The 18766-nt window shown below is 46.4% G+C and carries 20 protein-coding genes; 8 read left to right on the forward strand and 12 right to left on the reverse strand.

Features of this window, described 5'->3' with window-relative positions:
- Positions 1–14: 14 nt before the first annotated feature.
- Positions 15–1031: a lytic murein transglycosylase gene (locus tag SOHN41_RS10040; RefSeq protein WP_037458714.1), complete on the reverse strand. Its 1017-nt coding sequence runs from the start codon at positions 1029–1031 to the stop codon at positions 15–17.
- Between the two features lie 24 nt (positions 1032–1055).
- Entirely contained in the window at positions 1056–1334 is a 279-nt protein-coding gene (locus tag SOHN41_RS10045) for a YcgL domain-containing protein (protein WP_037458741.1), read from the reverse strand.
- A 123-nt stretch (positions 1335–1457) separates the two neighbouring features.
- Here SOHN41_RS10045 and minC point away from each other — a divergent pair, with 123 nt between their 5' ends.
- The 3 genes from minC to minE are packed head-to-tail and all read left to right on the forward strand — an operon-like array spanning position 1458 to position 3220.
- Complete coding sequence (minC, locus tag SOHN41_RS10050; RefSeq protein WP_007648437.1) at positions 1458–2123, forward strand: septum site-determining protein MinC; 666 nt, start codon at positions 1458–1460, stop codon at positions 2121–2123.
- 27 nt (positions 2124–2150) lie between these two features.
- Entirely contained in the window at positions 2151–2960 is an 810-nt protein-coding gene (minD, locus tag SOHN41_RS10055) for a septum site-determining protein MinD (RefSeq protein WP_007648438.1), read from the forward strand.
- Between the two features lie 2 nt (positions 2961–2962).
- On the forward strand, positions 2963–3220 hold the full coding sequence (gene minE, locus SOHN41_RS10060; protein ID WP_007648439.1) for a cell division topological specificity factor MinE: 258 nt from the start codon (positions 2963–2965) through the stop codon (positions 3218–3220).
- A 118-nt stretch (positions 3221–3338) separates the two neighbouring features.
- Here the strand turns inward: minE and rnd are convergent, their stop codons facing one another.
- The 7 genes from rnd to tsaB form a co-directional block, all read right to left on the reverse strand.
- On the reverse strand, positions 3339–4448 hold the full coding sequence (gene rnd, locus SOHN41_RS10065) for a ribonuclease D (RefSeq protein ID WP_037458716.1): 1110 nt from the start codon (positions 4446–4448) through the stop codon (positions 3339–3341).
- Positions 4449–4520: 72 nt separating this feature from the next.
- The gene (gene fadD / locus SOHN41_RS10070) at positions 4521–6194 is read right to left on the reverse strand and encodes a long-chain-fatty-acid--CoA ligase FadD (RefSeq protein WP_007648441.1); all 1674 of its coding nucleotides are present in this window, start codon (positions 6192–6194) and stop codon (positions 4521–4523) included.
- A gap of 196 nt (positions 6195–6390) precedes the next feature.
- Complete coding sequence (locus SOHN41_RS10075; protein WP_007648442.1) at positions 6391–7257, reverse strand: alpha/beta fold hydrolase; 867 nt, start codon at positions 7255–7257, stop codon at positions 6391–6393.
- 21 nt (positions 7258–7278) lie between these two features.
- Positions 7279–8091, reverse strand: a complete 813-nt coding sequence (locus tag SOHN41_RS10080) for a class I SAM-dependent methyltransferase (protein ID WP_007648444.1) — start codon at positions 8089–8091, stop codon at positions 7279–7281.
- Between the two features lie 140 nt (positions 8092–8231).
- Positions 8232–8894 carry a M50 family metallopeptidase gene (locus SOHN41_RS10085; RefSeq protein WP_050801834.1) on the reverse strand — a complete coding sequence of 221 codons (663 nt, stop codon included), beginning with the start codon at positions 8892–8894 and terminating at the stop codon, positions 8232–8234.
- A 51-nt stretch (positions 8895–8945) separates the two neighbouring features.
- Positions 8946–9254: a hypothetical protein gene (locus SOHN41_RS10090; RefSeq protein ID WP_007648448.1), complete on the reverse strand. Its 309-nt coding sequence runs from the start codon at positions 9252–9254 to the stop codon at positions 8946–8948.
- A 119-nt stretch (positions 9255–9373) separates the two neighbouring features.
- Positions 9374–10087, reverse strand: coding sequence for a tRNA (adenosine(37)-N6)-threonylcarbamoyltransferase complex dimerization subunit type 1 TsaB (gene tsaB / locus SOHN41_RS10095; RefSeq protein WP_007648453.1), 714 nt, complete (start codon positions 10085–10087; stop codon positions 9374–9376).
- 331 nt (positions 10088–10418) lie between these two features.
- On the opposite strand from tsaB, the gene hemB reads away from it, so the two are divergent.
- The gene (gene hemB, locus SOHN41_RS10100; RefSeq protein WP_007648455.1) at positions 10419–11402 is read left to right on the forward strand and encodes a porphobilinogen synthase; all 984 of its coding nucleotides are present in this window, start codon (positions 10419–10421) and stop codon (positions 11400–11402) included.
- 175 nt (positions 11403–11577) lie between these two features.
- On the opposite strand, the gene SOHN41_RS10105 is transcribed toward hemB, so the two are convergent.
- Positions 11578–12489: a bifunctional methionine sulfoxide reductase B/A protein gene (locus SOHN41_RS10105; RefSeq protein ID WP_007648459.1), complete on the reverse strand. Its 912-nt coding sequence runs from the start codon at positions 12487–12489 to the stop codon at positions 11578–11580.
- Positions 12490–12867: 378 nt separating this feature from the next.
- Here SOHN41_RS10105 and SOHN41_RS10110 point away from each other — a divergent pair, with 378 nt between their 5' ends.
- The gene (locus tag SOHN41_RS10110) at positions 12868–13707 is read left to right on the forward strand and encodes an isopenicillin N synthase family dioxygenase (protein ID WP_007648461.1); all 840 of its coding nucleotides are present in this window, start codon (positions 12868–12870) and stop codon (positions 13705–13707) included.
- Between the two features lie 135 nt (positions 13708–13842).
- Complete coding sequence (gene ylqF / locus SOHN41_RS10115) at positions 13843–14784, forward strand: ribosome biogenesis GTPase YlqF (RefSeq protein ID WP_007648463.1); 942 nt, start codon at positions 13843–13845, stop codon at positions 14782–14784.
- A 228-nt stretch (positions 14785–15012) separates the two neighbouring features.
- Here the strand turns inward: ylqF and SOHN41_RS10120 are convergent, their stop codons facing one another.
- Positions 15013–16020 (reverse strand): zinc-dependent alcohol dehydrogenase family protein, encoded by a 1008-nt coding sequence (locus SOHN41_RS10120; protein WP_007648465.1) that lies wholly within the window; start codon positions 16018–16020, stop codon positions 15013–15015.
- A 121-nt stretch (positions 16021–16141) separates the two neighbouring features.
- On the opposite strand from SOHN41_RS10120, the gene SOHN41_RS10125 reads away from it, so the two are divergent.
- Positions 16142–17011: a LysR family transcriptional regulator gene (locus SOHN41_RS10125; protein WP_007648466.1), complete on the forward strand. Its 870-nt coding sequence runs from the start codon at positions 16142–16144 to the stop codon at positions 17009–17011.
- 136 nt (positions 17012–17147) lie between these two features.
- Here SOHN41_RS10125 and SOHN41_RS10130 read toward each other — a convergent pair whose 3' ends face one another.
- On the reverse strand, positions 17148–18077 hold the full coding sequence (locus tag SOHN41_RS10130) for a DNA ligase (RefSeq protein ID WP_007648468.1): 930 nt from the start codon (positions 18075–18077) through the stop codon (positions 17148–17150).
- Between the two features lie 251 nt (positions 18078–18328).
- On the opposite strand from SOHN41_RS10130, the gene SOHN41_RS10135 reads away from it, so the two are divergent.
- Positions 18329–18700, forward strand: a complete 372-nt coding sequence (locus SOHN41_RS10135; protein ID WP_007648469.1) for a diacylglycerol kinase — start codon at positions 18329–18331, stop codon at positions 18698–18700.
- The last annotated feature ends 66 nt before the right edge of the window (positions 18701–18766 follow it).

Raw genomic sequence — 18766 nt, forward strand, 5'->3', positions numbered from 1 at the left:
TATTTTACACTAATTTATTGGGGATGCTTAATTCTCTCCGATAAATGCACAACAGAAATACCAAAATAGTCGGAGTTACCCCTGCCAGAGTTATCCCAGTGCAATAGGGCCCGATAATTGCCATAAACCAAATATTTTCGCCCTTTTACCCCATCGGGCATAATCAGTGAGGCGTTGAGATCTTCACGATTGGGGAGGTCCGTATTATCAAATTTGCGAACACCCAGACCTTGCCACTTAGCTAAGGATTGACGTTTATCCAAACCCACTAGCGCTAAATCAATGGTGGCAGGCGCTTGCACTTGTCTTCCCCAGGTATCATCCCCTTTCCAACCTTGCTGGTTTAGCAGATTTGCAGCTGTGGCAAACGCATCACTTAGGTTACGCCAAATATCTTTCTTACCATCGCCGTCACCATCTTGAGCATAGGCAAGGAAATCCGTCGGCATAATCTGGGTTTGTCCCATTGCACCATTCCAATTGCTTTTAAGATCGTCAAACCCCAAATGCTCTTTATCCATTATCGACAATGCTGCCATAAATTCTTGTTTATAAAAGTCTTGCCGCTCGCCATTAAAGGCGTGTGATGCCGTCACAGATAATACGGGGTAATTCCCCGCGGCCTCACCAAAATCGGCGACTAATCCCCACAGCGCGACCAAAAACCTAGGCTGAACTTGATATTTATCAGCGATATGATTAAGCACTTGCTCATGTTCTTTAAACAAAACCCGTGCAGTATTCACTTTCCATTCGGGCACGACTTCGGGTAAAAAAGTATCGAGATTTTTAGCGTCTTCTGACTTGGTATTGTCCGCAGCAACGGCTTTTTTAAAACGTTTTATTTGGGGAAAAGCGGCATCTAAGGTGGTTTGGCTTATGCCCTTTGCACTTGCCTCTTGTTTTAACTGCATAAGATAATCGTTAAAGCTAAGATCTTCGCGATCCCCTTGCCCCAGCGCTGGCAGACTTATCAGGGGCAAGATAGCGAATGTACATGCTGCAACACGGTAAATGATTGTTTTTGGCATATCCCTTTCCGCTGTGGTTATTTATCAGTCTTTGATCCCAAGACTGCGTTTATGCTCGGCCAATAAATTAACCTGTGGCGGCGGAATTTGTAAATAGTAGCCATTCGCTTCCATCTCAGTTCTGACCCTATGAATATCCGCCATCCCTAATGACTCACGTTTAGCGATAGGAAATACCATGACTAATTGTGGCACACCAAACATGTCCATCAAGGCAACGGGGACATCTTCAAAACAATCTCGTTTCTTCACGAATAAGTAAGTGTCAGCTTTTCGACTACTTTTATAAACGGCACATAGCATAAGAGTATCAATATCCAATAGTTCAAACTTGCCAGTCAATGGGGCACACTATAACATGGTCGCCTAGTAATTTAATTGTAAAATCAGCGAACCGACTGATGATTTCTTAAGAAGAGTGCCGGGATGTCAAAACCTAGCTTAGAGTTAAAAGGTGCTTCTTTTACTCTTTCAGTACTTCATATTAATAGCAGCGACTTACATGCTGTCATGGCTGAATTAGATAGCAAATTGGCACAAGCCCCTCAATTTTTTCTGGGTGCTCCTTTAGTCGTTAATCTGAGTGCCATACAAGATAACGATTTCAATTTACATGGATTAAAAGAGTTATTGCTTTCCCGTCACTTAGTCATCGTGGGGATCACCGGGGCAACGACTGTGCTCAGCAATCAGGCTAAAGCCCTGGGATTAGCCATTGTAAAAGCCGGAAAACAAAGTACTACCCCACCCCCTGCTCCGCGCCAAACCAAGATCGTCAAGCAGAATATCCGCTCGGGTCAGCAGGTCTACGCAAAAAATGGTGATTTAATCATATTTGGTGCGGTAGGTAATGGCGCTGAAGTCATTGCCGATGGTAGCATTCATATTTATGGCGCATTACGGGGAAAAGCCATGGCTGGCGCGGCGGGAGATCCGACTGCCGTCATCATAGCCCACTCCCTCGAGGCCGAACTCGTTTCGATAGCCGGGCAATATTGGCTCGCTGAAAATCTACAACAACATAGCACAGATAAAAGCGGCTGCATTCGCTTAAATGGCGAGTCGCTTATGGTTGAATCATTGCCCCTCTAAATGGCAGAACAAAGGATAGAGAGAAACATGGCACAAATTATTGTTGTCACTTCAGGTAAAGGCGGTGTAGGTAAAACCACATCGAGTGCTGCGATCGCCACCGGACTCGCAATGCAAGGACACAAGACTGTCGTTATCGATTTTGATATCGGTTTACGAAATCTCGATTTGATCATGGGTTGCGAGCGTCGTGTCGTTTATGACTTCGTTAATGTGATCAACGGTGAAGCCAATCTCAATCAGGCGCTCATCAAAGACAAGCGCTGCGAAAAACTGTTTGTGTTACCCGCATCGCAGACCCGCGATAAAGATGCGCTAACCAAAGAAGGCGTGGGTCGTGTGCTCGATGATTTAGCAAAAGACTTTGAATTTATCATCTGCGACTCCCCAGCAGGGATTGAGCAAGGCGCAATGATGGCACTGTATTTTGCCGATATCGCGATTGTCACCACCAACCCAGAGGTGAGTTCGGTGCGCGACTCAGACCGTATATTAGGCATGTTACAGAGTAAATCCCGCCGTGCAGAGCTTAATTTAGAGCCCATAAAAGAGTTTTTACTGCTGACTCGCTATTCACCAAGTCGTGTAAAATCCGGTGAAATGTTAAGTGTTGACGATGTTAAGGAAATCCTTGCAATTGAATTGTTAGGAGTGATCCCAGAGTCACAATCAGTACTCAAAGCCTCAAACTCAGGCGTGCCTGTGATTATCGATCAAGAAAGCGATGCGGGCCTCGCCTACAGTGACACGGTCGCGCGCCTATTGGGTGAAGATGTCCCAGTACGCTTTATTACGGAAGAGAAGAAAGGTTTCTTACAACGGATATTTGGTAGCTAATTATGTCTTTACTCGACTATTTCAAAAGCAAGAAAAAGCCTAGCACTGCGGTAATGGCAAAAGAGCGCCTACAAATTATTGTGGCTCATCAACGTGGTCAGCGGGACACCCCCGATTATTTTCCACAGATGAAACAAGAAATTATTGCGGTTATTCGCAAATATGTGCAGATTTCTGATGATCAAGTGTCAGTGCAGTTAGATCAAAACGACGATAACCTGTCGGTACTCGAGCTTAACGTTACTCTGCCCGACAGATAAGTTGGGCTTATCCCAAGCTAGTTCAAGGTGTGAACTTTGTCATCTCGAGCGAGTCTGGGTATATACGTCATCTCCAAATGGGGATGACGTTTTTTGCCGCCTGTGTTTTACCTGAAGACTAAAGCTCAAGTTTTGCTAATGACTCCGCGGCTAATTCACCACGCCAAGCACATAACACTGCAGGTAAGTCCCCCTGCTGATTATCCCAACGCCACTGCAGGTACTCATGGATATGCCGTTTAGACGCTAGCATTTCCTGTGGAACGTCATGACGTTCACACAATTCAGCTAAACAGGTTTTAATGCTCTTAAAAGCCGATTTGTAGCCGGATTTTAATGCTAATACATCGACTAACTCGGGTAAATTAACCAGATCCGCCGTTTGCATGATTCGCAGTATCTCTTTACCGTGAATACGCTTTTCCTGTTCGGTTAAGTCGTTAAGTTTGAGTAACTCTGCGATGCTTTTAGGCTGTTTTTTCGCAAGGGCGATCAGCCCATGATCCTTAATCACAAAACCTAAGGCGAGATCACGGGCTAGGGCTTTCTCGAGGCGCCACTTAGCTAACACCTTAAGATAGGCTAATTGGATCTCATTCAATTGAAAGGCATTTTTAACCTTTAAATAGGCGGTATCTAGATCTGGGGCGGCTAAGCGCCCTTCTGTCATCCGCAGGCCTTCCTCGTATAACCAAGTTAATCGCCCCTGGGCACTCAATTTGGCTTCAAGTTGCGGATAGAGTTGATATAAGAAGAGGACATCGTTCGCGGCATAGGTCAGCTGCGCTTCACTTAAGGGACGTCGTATCCAATCGGTACGGGACTCTCCCTTATCGATCACTTCACCAAGGCAAGTTTCCACCAGCTTAGCGTAACCCACGCCATGGCCCATACCACACAAAGAGGCAGCAATCTGACTATCAAAGAGTGGCGAAGGCTGGCATTGGCCATAATGGGCAAACACTTCCAAGTCTTCACTACAAGAATGCACTAACTTGATAATATTGGGATTATCGAGCAAGGCCCAAAATTGCGATAGATCGGGTAATGCCACAGGATCGATCAAGGCTAAGGTGTGGCCATCATAGGCTTGAATGAGTCCTAATTTTGCATAATAAGTACGAGTACGAACAAACTCGGTATCTAAGACGAGTATTTTACTCTGTTGATATTGGGCGACGAGGGCATTAAGGCTCGCTGCATCGCTCACATAGTGAAACGCTGACAAATTCTTCTCCAGTTCCTGTGGGGTCAATCACAGTCCATAAAAACAAAAGCCGGCTAATTGCCGGCTTCAATCCTACGCGCGCTTAGCTTCGTCTCTAAGCTCTCGTCGCAAGATCTTACCCACGTTGGTTTTAGGTAACTCGTCCCTAAATTCTACCAGCTTCGGTACTTTATATCCCGTTAAATGAATACGACAATGCTTAATGATGTCATCTGCGGTTAAAGATTTATCTTTTGCCACCACAAAAACCTTCACTAATTCACCACTGGCGTCGTTGGGTACACCCACGGCGGCCACTTCGATAACCTTAGGATGCAGGGCGACGACCTCTTCCACTTCATTGGGGAAGACGTTAAAACCAGAAACCAAAATCATGTCTTTTTTACGATCGACAATATAGAAAAAGCCTTTTTCATCCATATAACCAATGTCGCCCGTGGCTAACCAGCCATCTTTATCGATCACTTTGGCCGTTTCCTCTGGACGTTGCCAGTAGCCTTTCATGACCTGAGGGCCTTTACCAAACAGTTCTCCGGTTTCACCTTGAGCTAAGATTTTACCATCATCATCGCGGATCTGGATGAGTGTCGAAGGAGCAGGGAAACCGATAGAACCGTTATAACCGTCTAAGTTATATGGGCAGCAAGTCAGCAACGGCGAGGCTTCGGTTAATCCATAGCCTTCGAGCAAACGGGTTTTAGTGATGCTTTGCCACTTATCGGCCACGGCTCTTTGTACTGCCATGCCGCCACCAATCGACAATTTTAGACGGGAAAAATCAAGTTGTGAAAAATCTTCACTGTTTACTAGGGCATTAAATAACGTATTCACCCCAGTTAATGCGGTAAAAGGGTATTTTTTAAGTTCCGCGACAAAGGCTGGAATATCACGGGGGTTAGTGATCAGCAGATTCTGGCTGCCCTTGTGCAGAAACAGTAGGCAATTCACTGTTAAAGCAAAAATATGGTACAGAGGCAATGCCGTAACGACAAACTCACTGCCATCATTTAAGGCTGGCGAATAAGCACCATCGGCCTGTAACACGTTAGCGACCACGTTTCCATGGGTCAGCATTGCTCCTTTAGATACCCCAGTAGTGCCACCGGTATATTGCAAAAAGGCAAGATCATCATTAGTGATAATGGGTTTGACATACTGCATGCGTCGTCCACGGGAAAGTGTGTCGCGCATTGAAAGTGCGTGGGGTAAATCGTATTTAGGCACTAGTTTTTTAATGTATTTAACAACAAAATTCACTAAAGTGCGTTTCGGGGCACTCAGCAGATCACCAAGACCAGTAATGATCACGCTCTTAACGGGCGTCTGCTCAACCACCTCTTCCAAGGTGCGCGCAAAATTCGAGACAACGACTATGGCTTTGGCACCAGAATCGATTAGTTGATGCTTAAGCTCGCGGGGAGTATAGAGAGGATTGACGTTAACCACCACCATACCCGCACGTAAAATCCCGAAGAGGGCAATGGGGTATTGCAATAAATTGGGCATCATCAAGGCAACACGGTCACCCTTTTCGAGCTTTAATTCATTTTGTAAATAGGCGGCAAAAGCACGGCTGTGCTCTTCTAATTTACGGTATGTGAGTATAGCTCCCATGTTGATAAATGCAGGTTGATCCGCATATTTAGCCACCGCCGTCTCAAACATATCGACGAGTGATGAATACTGATCCACATTTATCTCAGCAGGTACATCTTTTGGTAAATGATTAATCCAAGGCTGATCCACAACTCTCTCCTAAATCCCCACAACTGCGGAAACGGTATCCATACAACCGTCAACACTCGATAAATACCGAGTTAAAATACCGGCTTACATTTCTTGTTATTGATTAACTCGCCATAAATCATACGAGCGTTTTAATTTTGATCATCATCACATAAAAAAACAAAAACCTAGTGCCTTTTTTGGTTAGCAAAAGTCACTATTCAACAAAATCTCGGATCAATTGCGCCACCCCCTGCGCATTATCCATATGAACATGGTGATCCCCCTGGATAATGTGTTCAGAGAGATGTTTGAACCACACTCGCGCCCTAGGCAATGCACTCTGCAATTGGTTAAATCCCTGTTTCCCGCAAATCAATAGCGTTGCCACCGAGATATCCTGCATGAGTGCATCAACCTGGGCGAACGTTAATCGCATAGGTGAATCCAATTTCAACCTTGGATCGCTTCGCCAACCTATTCCATTCGCTTGTGGGCACATATTGCGCTCAAGTAACAATCGGCACCAAGGTTCTGCCAACCCCGTTAAATGTGCCCTCGCTCGCACCGCAATTTCGATACTGTCATAGATTTTTATCTGCCGATGCTGCTGGCTTAAGTGCTTTTCATGTTGATAAAAACTCTTTCGTAAGCGCGCCTTAGCTTGCGTCGGTGATTCAAATAATGGGCTTAACGCTTCAATCAAAATCAGTTTATTGACTTTTTCAGGGAATGCCGCCGTGTAGGCCGACGCAATGATCCCCCCGAGTGAGTGTCCAACCATGGCAAGCGGTTTCTGTGGTAAGACAGTCAACAAGGCGTCCAGATCATACAAGTAGTCAATCCAATGCAGCGGATAATGGCCCGGCCTGTGGGCTGAAAATCCGTGTCCGGGCCAATCGATGGCAAGCACCTGATAATGAGGTAAATACTCAGCGAGCGGTTCAAAACTATTGGCGTTATCTAACCAGCCATGTAAGGCAAGCAATAACGGCTTATCCCTCGCCCCCCATAATCGACCACTCAGTTTGATATGGGGTAATACAAACTCAACTTGATTTTTGGGGGCGAAAGATTGCCACATATTGTCTCTGATGTCAGGTAATTAACGTGCTTTTTTGATAAATTTGAGCGTCATGCGGTCACTTTCACCGATCGCTTGGTATTTTGCTTTATCGGTATCGCCCAAGGCATATGAGGGGGGAAGTGTCCAAACACCCTTAGTGTAATCCTTAGCATCCTTCGGGTTGGCGTTGATCTCTGAACTTTGATCTAAGGTAAAACCGACTTTTTCGGCTAAGGCAATCATCTCGGTTTGATCCATATAACCGCTGCTAAAACTCATCCCTTTATTGGCTCTGTGTTCAACGACACCAAACACACCACCGTCTTTGAGCACTTTATAGGAAGCAGCAAACACATTTTCCAGCTGATCTGTCGATGCCCAGTTATGTAGATTTCGGAAGGTTAACACCAGATCGGCACTGCCGTCAGCGCCGAGTTCCATCTTATGGGGCGGATCAAATGTGACAATTTTAGCCTTTCCAAACAAGCTTTTATTTGCCGTCATCCAAGTTTCAAACTTACTACCTGCATTGGCTCGATATTTATTTCCTGGGGTATCGGTCGCGGGTTGAGTCTCAAAACTGGCCGCAATATATTGGCCTTCTTTGGCTAAATATGGCCCCAAAATTTCACTATACCAGCCATTACCAGGCCATAGTTCGACCACAGTTTGATTGGGGGATATGCCAAAAAATGTCAGGGTTTCTGCGGGGTGACGATAGATATCTCGACTGGCGTTTTTAGCTTGGCGAAATTCACTCTTGATAGCCTTGTCCAATCCATCATCGGCGTAAACTATGCCTGAACACAGGCCAGCAATGAGCATGCTGGCGACTAATGTGACTTTTTTCATCGTAATTCTCCTTGGATACCGAACACTTAAGCTAGCAGCCTAATGCTTAAAAATCCAAGGAATAGCACAATAAGTTCATGACTTGCGGTGTAAATATTTGTGAAATTTGCGCCTCAGCCTGTTTCGACAATCAGGTTGGATTAATGGCGAGTGGCTAAATCGACTCGGCGCCAAGCTAAAAACAAGGCGCAGGCACTGCAAAGTAGCCATAGGCCGACCCAAATCCACGCCGGGATCCATGAGTGCTCGGCCAACAATACCGCATCCCCTTGCCCATCCAAGCCTAGAAGCACGGTTGGACTAGCTAGGGCATTGAGCATAATCATCAGTCCTACGACCCGTAGAAACTGGGTTAGTATTTTGTTTTTATTCAGCTTTAATGGTAATAAAAAGATAATTGCCAACACGGCGAGTATGGCAAGCGTGAGCACATCCCTCCCCCAGAGCAACCCACTCAGCACGACTAACGCTCCAAGAAGAGCAAAACTGACTCTGATCCCCCTTGGCCACGTTGCTAATAAGTAGATTAAATATCCCCAGCAGGCCGCCCCCAAATACCCAGCAAAACCAATAAACAGCGGCGAACCGCCTTGGCTAAAGCAAAAACCGGCCCCATTGGGGAACAGCTGAATATGGCTCACAAGACCGCCACTTAAGACGGTTGCAATACCATGGGATAATTCATGGAAATAACTCTCGAGCCATTTGAATGGCACACTGAGATAGGGTATGCGAGTTAATAGCAAAGCCAAAACCAGTTCTATGATAAACAACCCAGGACTTGGGATACCTGAGGAGGTCAAATCCGTTGGCTTTTTAGCAGAAAATACTGGATCTGATGGTTTTTTTGGCTGTCAGGCATATACATCCACGCCCACCATTTGCTGAATTTCTTCGCGCTTGGCGGCATGCTGAGTCTGTAGGTACTGGGCTATCGCCCCTTGGTGGCCGCGGGTATCTTGCTCATACTCGAGCTGAGCACCGAGTCTTGACTGTAAATTTTTTGCTGAAGGGGATGAAGATCCATCTAAATTTAGGGCTGCAACGGCATCTTGCTCAATCACTGGGCGCGACAATTCAGGTGCGCTAAGCCCCTGGGCAATAGCGGGTCTATTACTCGCCACCGCATTGGTCAAACTCATTTGATTCACATTTATCTGCATCAAGATGCCTATTAAACACTCAGCCTAGGTGAGTTCCAGTGTATTGCTTTCGCTGCCATACAAGCGCGAAACGAGGCTCAGATCCTAACGTCCTAACGCCGCGCCCTATGGTGAACAGATTATTCACGGCCCGGTAACTTTTTCCATGTCACTGTATCACGTAAATAGACAGGTTCAAGCTCATCGACTGCGGTGCCAAAGCCCGCTTTTATCCCCACATCCGCAAGTTTGAGCATAGCCCGAGCATCGGGATATTTCACGGCATTCAGCACTAAAATCCCAGCGCCAAGTGCCAATAAATCAGGATAAGCGTCAAAACCAGTGCCGCATCCAACGATAGGTTGCTCAAGATTTAACGCAAGCTTCACCTCTGTGGGTGCACTCACAACTTCTTCACCGATCAGCGTCGCAATACCATCGACCGCCACAAATTGCCCCCAATATACCTCCCCCATACGGGCGTCGATAGTACAGAGCACTTGCTCGGCTTGATGTTCAGTGATCGCCATTTGCGCCATTGCCGCAAGGGTTGAAATACCAATCACAGGTAAGTCTAGCCCCAACGCCAGCCCCTGGGTCATGCTGGTACAAATGCGAATACCAGTAAAACTGCCTGGACCTCGGCCATAGGCGATGGCATCGAGCTTATCTAAGCCAATTCCCGCTTGTTTCAATACCGAGTCCACCATAGGCAAGAGGCGCTGACTGTGCTCCCGGGGTGCATCGGCCATTTGTGAAAAAACCTGCCCTTGATAGGAGAGCGCTGCCGAACAGGCTTCGGTGCAAGTGTCTAATGCGAGAATACAAGCTGAATGTGATTGTGTTGTTGTCATTTAAAAACCGGATTAGCGGGCAAGATTTCGTATCAAATTGATCTAATCTGTATTGTGCGAATATGCCATGGAAAAACTGACGCAAATAATAACATCAAATGCCCGAAAACAAAGGGCTAAGCAAACAACTCAGCTAAAATAGCAGCCGCATGATATCCAGTAGCAAATCAGGACATGAAGGATTTATGTGATCTAAGTCAATGATCGATAAACTCATTAATGAATACCGCTATCTTGGGGAAACTTTTTCAACTCTGCTTGTCTGAGCTGACAAGTCTGGATTGAATTCATTCCTTGCCATTCCTTTACCATTGTACGATAAGGATATTTCATGTTAATCACGCCTCCATTGCGTCGCCTAAGACGCTTACGTAGTTCAGAAGCGATGCGCGATCTGTTGCGCGAAACCCATATTTCGCTGAGCGATCTCATCCATCCCCTGTTCATTGAAGAGCACATCCCCCACGCAGTGCCCATCGCCACACTCCCTGGTATCAGCCGCTTGCCTGAGAGTAGACTTGCGGATGAAGTGCGCGAACTTTACGCCCTCGGGATCCGCTATGTGATGCCCTTTGGGATTTCCCACACTAAGGATGATAAGGGCAGCGACACCTGGGACGACAATGGCTTACTCGCCCGCATGGTGCGCACCATTAAAGCCGCCGTGCCCGAGATGATGGTGATCCCCGACATTTGTTTTTGTGAATACACAGATCACGGCCATTGCGGCGTGGTGCACAATAATGAAGTCTGCAACGACCTCACAGTCGAAAATTTAGTTAAGCAATCGGTGACTGCTGCCAAAGCAGGCGCCGACATGCTAGCACCATCGGCCATGATGGACGGTCAAGTGAAAGCCATTCGCCAAGGGCTCGATGCCGCAGGTTTTGAGCATGTGGCGATTCTGGCCCACTCGGCAAAATTCGCCTCTTCCTTCTACGGTCCTTTTAGAGCCGCAGTCGATTGTGAACTCAGCGGTAATCGCAAGGGATATCAACTTGACTATGCCAACGGTCGCCAAGCCCTGTTAGAAGCCTCATTAGATGAAGCCGAAGGCGCCGATATCCTGATGGTTAAACCCGGTACGCCCTACTTGGATGTGTTAAGTCGTTTAAGACAAGAAACCCACCTGCCGCTCGCCGCCTATCAAGTCGGCGGCGAATATGCGGGCATTAAATTTGCCGCCCTTGCAGGCGCGCTGGATGAGCGTGCAGTAGTGACAGAAACATTTGTCGGCTTAAAGCGTGCGGGAGCGGATTTGATTGTTAGCTATTACACTAAACAATACGCCCAATGGTTAGCCGAGAGCCGATAGTGACCTCGGTAACTAAGCCAAAAGTGACGTTAATCGTTAAGCCAATAGCTAAGCTACGAAGCTAAAAGTTAAACTATTAGTCAATAAAACTAGGTTTTGCGCTTTAAAAATCCCATAAAAAACGCCACTGTTATCGGTGGCGTTTTTATGTTTAATGTCTAATGCACTTAATCGCTTAGGCTTTCTGCAGGCGTGCAAACAAGGCTTTCACTTTTTCCACTTTAGGCCGAACCACTATTTGGCAATAGGGCTGTTCACCATGTAATGCAAAATAATCATTGTGATAGTTCTCTGCGGGGTAAAACGCTTCAAAAGCACAGACTTGTGTCACTATGGGCGCATCGAAAACCTTAGCTGCGGTTAATTGATCGATCAGGCTATTGGTTTGATCTATTTGTTCTGCCGTATGGGCAAAGACAATTGAGCGATATTGCGGCCCCTTATCATTGCCTTGGCGGTTAAGCGTGGTCGGATCGTGGCTTTCAAAAAAGACCTGTAAAAGCGTTATAAAATCGATTTTTAGAGGGTCAAATTCGATATGAACCACCTCCGCATGCCCGGTTTTACCCGAGCAGACGGACTGATAATTCGCCTCATGGGCCTCCCCTCCCGCATAACCCGAGGTGACATTAATCACCCCCTGCAGGCTTTTAAAAATGGCCTCAACACACCAGAAACAACCGGCACCTAAGGTAGCAAAGGCATAGGGAGATTGTGTCTGTATCTGCTCCTCGTCCTGTGCTTGGAAGACTAAAGAAACCGAATTGACACAGTGGCGAATATTCTTAGGGGTTAAAAACTCACCTTCAAATACATGACCTAAATGCCCACCACACTGGCTACAAACAATCTCCGTTCGGCGGCCATCGGCATCGACATTCCGTGTTACCGCCCCTTGGATTTCATCATCGAAGGCAGGCCAACCACAATGGGCATTAAATTTATCGGTGGAACGATACAGGGGAGCATGGCATTTCTTACATAAATAGAGCCCCTTGGCATCGTGCTGATAATACTCTCCGCTAAAGGGGCGTTCAGTGCCTTTCTCTTCAATGACATAGCGTTCAAAGTCTGTCAACTTATTCATAAAAGTCTCCTTTAGCTCCCAAGATATAAGCCTGCATAAGACCGCCTCTATCTCAGGTTTCTTTCGCCTAGGCCCCAATTGGCTTTTTGGCATAGTAGCCGCTTTGGTCGATAAAATCCTGTTGATTGAGTCGTTGCTTAAATAACTGAAGAAAAATTCAGCAAGAGTTCCAGCCCATAGTCTTGAGTGTTTGCACCAAACACAGGGCAAAGCTACACTTGCTGCGGGTCAATTCTCTACCCCAATCCTTTCTATTTTGGCGGCTTTGGCACTAGGGCTTAACACGCCATACCGATAATGAGATAAGCAGCTATGACTGCTTACCTTTATCCTTAGAAAGTGTTTGGTTAACAACCATATATAACAAGTAGAAACAATATGAAATTAGAAACCATTGATTATCGCGCCACCGGTAGCGCCAAACGCTTTGTAGAATCCCTACGCGAAACGGGCTTTGGTGTACTCTCTAACCACCCTATCGATAAGGATCTGGTCGAAAGCATTTACGCCGAGTGGCAAGCCTTTTTCAATTCTGAAGCCAAAAACGATTTTATGTTTAAAAAGGAAACCCACGATGGTTTCTTCCCCGCTTCGATTTCAGAAACCGCTAAGGGCAACACGGTCAAAGACATCAAAGAGTATTACCACGTGTACCCTTGGGGACGCATCCCTGACTCGCTGCGTGCCAATATTCTTACCTATTACGCTAAAGCCAACGCGCTGGCCGCCGAGCTATTAGAGTGGATAGAAACCTATTCGCCAGAGGACGTTAAAGCCAAGTTTTCGATGCCATTACCCGAGATGATCGCCGATAGCCAGAAAACTTTGCTACGCATTCTGCATTACCCGCCAATGACGGGCGATGAAGAAATGGGCGCCATTCGCGCCGCGGCCCACGAAGATATCAACCTTATCACTGTACTGCCCGCTGCCAATGAGCCCGGGCTACAAGTGAAAGCCAAGGACGGTACTTGGTTAGATGTCCCAAGCGATTTTGGCAACATTATCATCAATATCGGCGATATGTTGCAGGAAGCATCCGGCGGTTATTTCCCATCGACCTCCCACCGCGTGATCAACCCTGAGGGCACGGATAAAACCAAATCACGGATCTCTTTGCCGTTATTTTTGCATCCCAACCCCGCGGTTGTGTTGTCAGAGCGTTATACCGCCGACAGTTATCTGATGGAAAGACTGCGCGAACTCGGGGTGATCTAATCCACAGCGACAATTTAATCCAAGAAAGCATCAAGGATTAAGCGATTGAAGCGCCTTAGGGCGCTTTTTTTATGACATTCGCTACCTTCAAGGTAGAATAGCCATTCTTTAAGTTATTTAGGACAAGGCGTTATCATGGCAATTCAATGGTATCCAGGGCATATGCATAAGGCACGCAAAGAGATCGAAGAGGCCATGCCTCAGGTAGATCTCGTTATCGAAGTGCTGGACGCGCGCATTCCCTACAGTAGTGAAAACCCCATGGTGGCTAAGCTTCGTGGCGACAAACCTTGTATCAAACTGCTCAATAAGTCGGATCTTGCGGATCCTGAAGTCACGGCGCAGTGGATTGAGTACCTAGAACGCGAGCAAGGCGTTAAAGCCACGGCCATCACTACATTACAGGCAGCCATGGTAAAAAAAATCCCCGATATCTGCCGTAAACTCGTGCCAAGCCGAGATAAAACCGAAAAAGACATCCGCACTATGATCATGGGCATACCAAACGTAGGGAAGTCTACGATTATCAACACCTTGGCAGGCCGCGTCATCGCAAAAACCGGTAACGAACCCGCAGTCACTAAGACCCAACAGCGCATCAACCTACGCAACGGCATTGTGCTCTCGGACACCCCGGGCATCTTATGGCCTAAAGTGGATAACGAGGCCAGCAGCTATCGTCTTGCTGTCACGGGAGCCATCAAAGACACCGCAATGGAATATGAAGATGTCGCGCTGTTTGCGGCAAAATATTTCCTTAGCGCCTACCCCAAAGAAATTTGTGAGCGTTATAACCTCAGTGAATTGCCAGTGGATGATATGGCGCTGCTCGAAGAAATTGGCCGCAAACGCGGCGCCCTTCGCCCAGGCGGGCGTATCGATTTACATAAGGCATCGGAGCTTTTATTACACGAATATCGCTCAGGTAAAATCGGACTCTTATCCTTAGAAACCCCTGCAATGGCCGAAATTGAAAAGCTGGAAGTGGCACGTATTCTGGCTGAAAAAGAAGCTGAAAAAGCCGCTAAACTGGCCGCAGAAAAACTCAAACGCTCGGGAAAACGCCATAACGATTAATGTTGCAGCGGGCAAACTTAAACGATGTTTAACCAGAGGTTAACTACTGCGCTATTAACGACAGGAGTCTCCGTTCTCCTTGTTCAAATGGACTAAAAGGGGATTCTTGCTGCATATATGATCAATGCCCATAATACAACGCGATAAAGCATGCCAGTTCCAAGTAAGAAGCAGTGCATGCACTGCTTCTTACCATTCCTGTTCGTGGTTAAGCCGTCTAGTTTTAGATTAGGCTTTGCTAACAGTTACAACTACTTTACCTATATTAGTTGCTGATGCGGCCTTGTGATAAGCCTGCTCGATACTGCCAAAATCAAACTGCTGCGGATCAAGACGGACATTCAACAGTCCTTGTTCGGTGAGCAAACTGGCCTGGGATAAAATTTTCCCATGGTGCTCGCGGCTTTTCCCTGTCAATAATGGCATCAAAGTAAAAACTCCCGAGTAAGTTGCGGCCTTGAATGATAACGGAGCAATGCTGTGTGTGCCCCATCCTAAACAACTAACAACGTGACCCGTATAGCTTTTTACAGATTGAAATGCTTGATCCAGACTGACCCCGCCTATGGTGTTATATATAATATCAAAGCCTTCGTTATCCGTGAGCTCCTCCAGATACTGTTCGACTGACGTGCTTTGATAGTCGATATAGATTGCTCCTAATGAGCGGATATAATCAGCATCTTTGGCCGCGGCTGTCGCAAATACTTCAGCGCCGAACGCTTTTGCCAGTTGAATGACGACATGCCCAACCCCTCCAGCTCCGCCTTGTACTAAAACTTTATGCCCAGCAGCCACTTTAGCCCTATCCACTAACCCTTCCCATGCAGTGATAACCACCAAAGGCATAGCTGCGGCTTGGAGCAGGCTAATATTGGTCGGTGCTTTCGCTAATAAACGAGCGTCTGCTACCTGATACTGGGCTAAAGAGCCTTGTTGGCCTGCCACGCCCCCTGTCATCCCATATACCAGATCGGATACTTTAAAGTTACTTACATCTGGCCCAATGGAGATGATTTCACCCGCCATATCAATTCCAAGCACAGCAGGAAATGGCTGCTTGGCATGAGCAGCTTGCCCTGCTCTGATTTTCAAATCCAACGGATTAATTCCACTTGCGATAACCTTAACCAAAACTTGGCCTGACTTAGGTTGTGTTACTACATGGTCGGTCAAAATAAAATTGCCATTTGTCTCTGTGATCTCTAGTGCCTGCATTGTCATTGGGGTGTGCATTATTTAGCCCTCTAATTTAGTGAAACGCCCTTTATTGGGGTGATTTCAGTATTGGCTATGCAAAAAAAAACATAAATCAACTAAAATGAATTCATGTCATGCAAAAATGTATAGATAAAGTATGAAACATCTAGACTGGAGCGATATTCGATTATTTCTGGCTGTCGCTGAACAAGGTACGTTAACGGCCGCGGCGCGTGCTGTGGGTTTTACTCAGCCCACTTTAGGACGGCGTATTCAGAGTCTGGAACGGAGTCTTGGCCAGAAACTGTTCCAACGTACGGCAGAGGGATTCCTGATGACCGACGCAGGACAAGCCTTATTGCCTGCTGCTAGACGCATGGCTGAAGAAGCGGATGCTGCACTGCGTCAACTTGCAGGACAAGAATCAAAATTAACTGGTACTTTACGTATTTCCTCTTTCGACTGGTTCAGTCACTACGTGTTGTCTGACTATTGTGCTGGTTTTCTAAAGTTGCACCCACAAGTCAGTCTGGAGCTTTTAACTGATAATCGATTGCTAAGTTTGGCACGACGCGAAGCCGATTTAGTGTTTCGACTGCAATCTTTTGACGAACCAGATATAGCACAACGCAAGCTAATGCAGCTGGATTATGGCTTGTATGCTCATTTCGACTTCGATCTCAATTTACTCAGTACACCAGAGAAATTGAGCCTTATTAGTATGGACAGTTATTTTAGTGATTTGCCTGATGTAACATGGCTTAAAACCCATTTTCCAGGTGCACCTATCGTCTTTAAAAGTAATAGCAGGGAAGCACAAGCTAGATTATGTCTTGCAGGACTCGGGCTGGCCGTATTACCAGTGAGGATGGCAAATCAAATTCAGGGATTACGGCAACTGCCTGTTGACATTCCACCACCTCCAAGACAGATCTGGCTAGGCTATCATCAGGATTTGCGTCATCAGCACAGGCTGAGAGCTTTCATTGACTTTATGACTGAAGCGCCGAATGTAGTAGTCGACTAAATTTGGCCATGGGTAATGATGTGACTTGGCTTATTTGCATTCAAGTACAAGCAACCTTCATGCTCAACAAGAAACCATGTCCGGTTTGCAGAACCAAGATTCACTGCCTAGTCAGTATCGGTAAGGGATTAACCCGCTATTGTCCTGAAATATTAACACTGCCCTCCAATGGGGACTCGACTATATCGGTTCTTACCCGCAAAAAACTAGCAAATCGAGGTAACCCATTAACGGTTAAGCCTAAGTATTTGTAGGTAATAATTGCGCCCACTGCGGGTGGATGCTGCCGCTCCGCCAAGTTAAACCCTGTGCCTATGCTAAAAATACGGCCATCGGATGTTTGTACCCTTAGGGCTCCCATTTGACCTGCAAATTGGCCTTTACCGGCAATATGACCAATGACTTTTGCTTCGGCATCAAAATATGGTTTCAATTTCATTAAGTTAGGATTGCGACCGACCATATATTGGGCACTGCGCCTATGCAACATCAAGCCCTCTGCGCCTTGAGCCACTAAGGTATCTAGTCTGTGATATAGCGCCTCGATACTTTCCAATTTAACCTGCTCAATAACTTGAATATAGGGCGATTTCCCGGTAAGAAGGCTGAGTGCGAGTTGATAACGCTGTTCAAAGTTGCCCGCCGCTTCCGGCAAATCAAACACCATAAAACGTACCGACCGCCAGTCGTCCTCTTTCGCGGCGGATTGGCGGATTAAGCTCGATATCGCCTCAAACTGCCCTCGCCCAAGCCATAATTCTCCGTCGATGGGGATAGGAGGAAAATCCGCCGTAAACCACTTTGGGGCTGCAATCGGATTCCCCTGACGGGTCAAAAAACGGCGACCATCCCAATAACCACGAACACCGTCGAGCTTCTCACTGATTAAAAACTCATTGATATCTAATGCTTGCTCATCCGTCGTAAATTCAGTGGCAAGTTGAATATTGGGTATCAGGGGATTGGCGTGAAGCACAAAAGAGATCAGCAGTAAGATGCCGCAGCACCATTGCAATAGCAGATAAGGTCTCAATGTTGAAAAAAGTGCTTTGTTTGTATGAGTCATTCCCTTGCCTCTTGGGTAAAACCTGTCCAGCTCCAAGCTTAGATTGAAGATCAAAGGATGGCGAATTAACCCTGAAGGGATGGGTTCCACAATGAATTAATAGCGTTAACTATTTATGCACTTGTGATCTCGGGCTATACTGCGGCCAATTTTATCTGCCCGCTCAAATGCGACATAACACATTCATGTTTATAGCTGAATCTGAACGGGATAAACCTTAGCTATCTATAGCTCAAGTCAATGGAAATACTATGAAACCAGCCAACAACCACGGTATTAAGCGCATCGTTAGAGCCACAGGATTTTCGATGAAAGGCTTAAAAGCCGCCTGGGTTCACGAGGCCGCCTTCAGACAAGAATTAATGCTGGCAATCGTGATGCTCCCCATCGCACTCTGGGTCGATGTAAGCACAGTTGAACGATTACTGCTGATATTAACCCTGTTTATGGTGTTAATTGTTGAGTTACTCAACTCTGCGATTGAAGCCGTAGTAGACCGTGTGGGAAGCGAAATTCACCCCCTCAGCGGCCAAGCAAAAGATATCGCCTCTGCGGCAGTATTTTTAACTCTGACGTTATGCGGTATCACTTGGCTTGCCATCTTAGCGCCTCTATTCATGTAATCCGTAAAGACAAAATCGCCTTTAATATTAAACATTAAAGGCGATTTAAAATTTCAAGATTTAGGG

It is taken from the genome of Shewanella sp. HN-41 (assembly GCF_000217915.1).
Lineage (GTDB): Bacteria > Pseudomonadota > Gammaproteobacteria > Enterobacterales > Shewanellaceae > Shewanella.

Bases quoted from the DNA above. Each gene is read 5' to 3' on its own strand.
- SOHN41_RS10130 (WP_007648468.1), bottom strand. From the start codon at position 18,077: ATGACTCATACAAACAAAGCACTTTTTTCAACATTGAGACCTTATCTG.
- ylqF (WP_007648463.1), top strand. From the start codon at position 13,843: ATGGCAATTCAATGGTATCCAGGGCATATGCATAAGGCACGCAAAGAG.
- SOHN41_RS10040 (WP_037458714.1), bottom strand. From the start codon at position 1,031: ATGCCAAAAACAATCATTTACCGTGTTGCAGCATGTACATTCGCTATC.
- SOHN41_RS10135 (WP_007648469.1), top strand. From the start codon at position 18,329: ATGAAACCAGCCAACAACCACGGTATTAAGCGCATCGTTAGAGCCACA.
- SOHN41_RS10110 (WP_007648461.1), top strand. From the start codon at position 12,868: ATGAAATTAGAAACCATTGATTATCGCGCCACCGGTAGCGCCAAACGC.
- SOHN41_RS10120 (WP_007648465.1), bottom strand. From the start codon at position 16,020: ATGCACACCCCAATGACAATGCAGGCACTAGAGATCACAGAGACAAAT.
- minE (WP_007648439.1), top strand. From the start codon at position 2,963: ATGTCTTTACTCGACTATTTCAAAAGCAAGAAAAAGCCTAGCACTGCG.
- minC (WP_007648437.1), top strand. From the start codon at position 1,458: ATGTCAAAACCTAGCTTAGAGTTAAAAGGTGCTTCTTTTACTCTTTCA.
- SOHN41_RS10090 (WP_007648448.1), bottom strand. From the start codon at position 9,254: ATGCAGATAAATGTGAATCAAATGAGTTTGACCAATGCGGTGGCGAGT.
- minD (WP_007648438.1), top strand. From the start codon at position 2,151: ATGGCACAAATTATTGTTGTCACTTCAGGTAAAGGCGGTGTAGGTAAA.
- SOHN41_RS10045 (WP_037458741.1), bottom strand. From the start codon at position 1,334: ATGCTATGTGCCGTTTATAAAAGTAGTCGAAAAGCTGACACTTACTTA.
- SOHN41_RS10080 (WP_007648444.1), bottom strand. From the start codon at position 8,091: ATGAAAAAAGTCACATTAGTCGCCAGCATGCTCATTGCTGGCCTGTGT.
- tsaB (WP_007648453.1), bottom strand. From the start codon at position 10,087: ATGACAACAACACAATCACATTCAGCTTGTATTCTCGCATTAGACACT.
- SOHN41_RS10075 (WP_007648442.1), bottom strand. From the start codon at position 7,257: ATGTGGCAATCTTTCGCCCCCAAAAATCAAGTTGAGTTTGTATTACCC.
- hemB (WP_007648455.1), top strand. From the start codon at position 10,419: ATGTTAATCACGCCTCCATTGCGTCGCCTAAGACGCTTACGTAGTTCA.
- SOHN41_RS10105 (WP_007648459.1), bottom strand. From the start codon at position 12,489: ATGAATAAGTTGACAGACTTTGAACGCTATGTCATTGAAGAGAAAGGC.
- SOHN41_RS10125 (WP_007648466.1), top strand. From the start codon at position 16,142: ATGAAACATCTAGACTGGAGCGATATTCGATTATTTCTGGCTGTCGCT.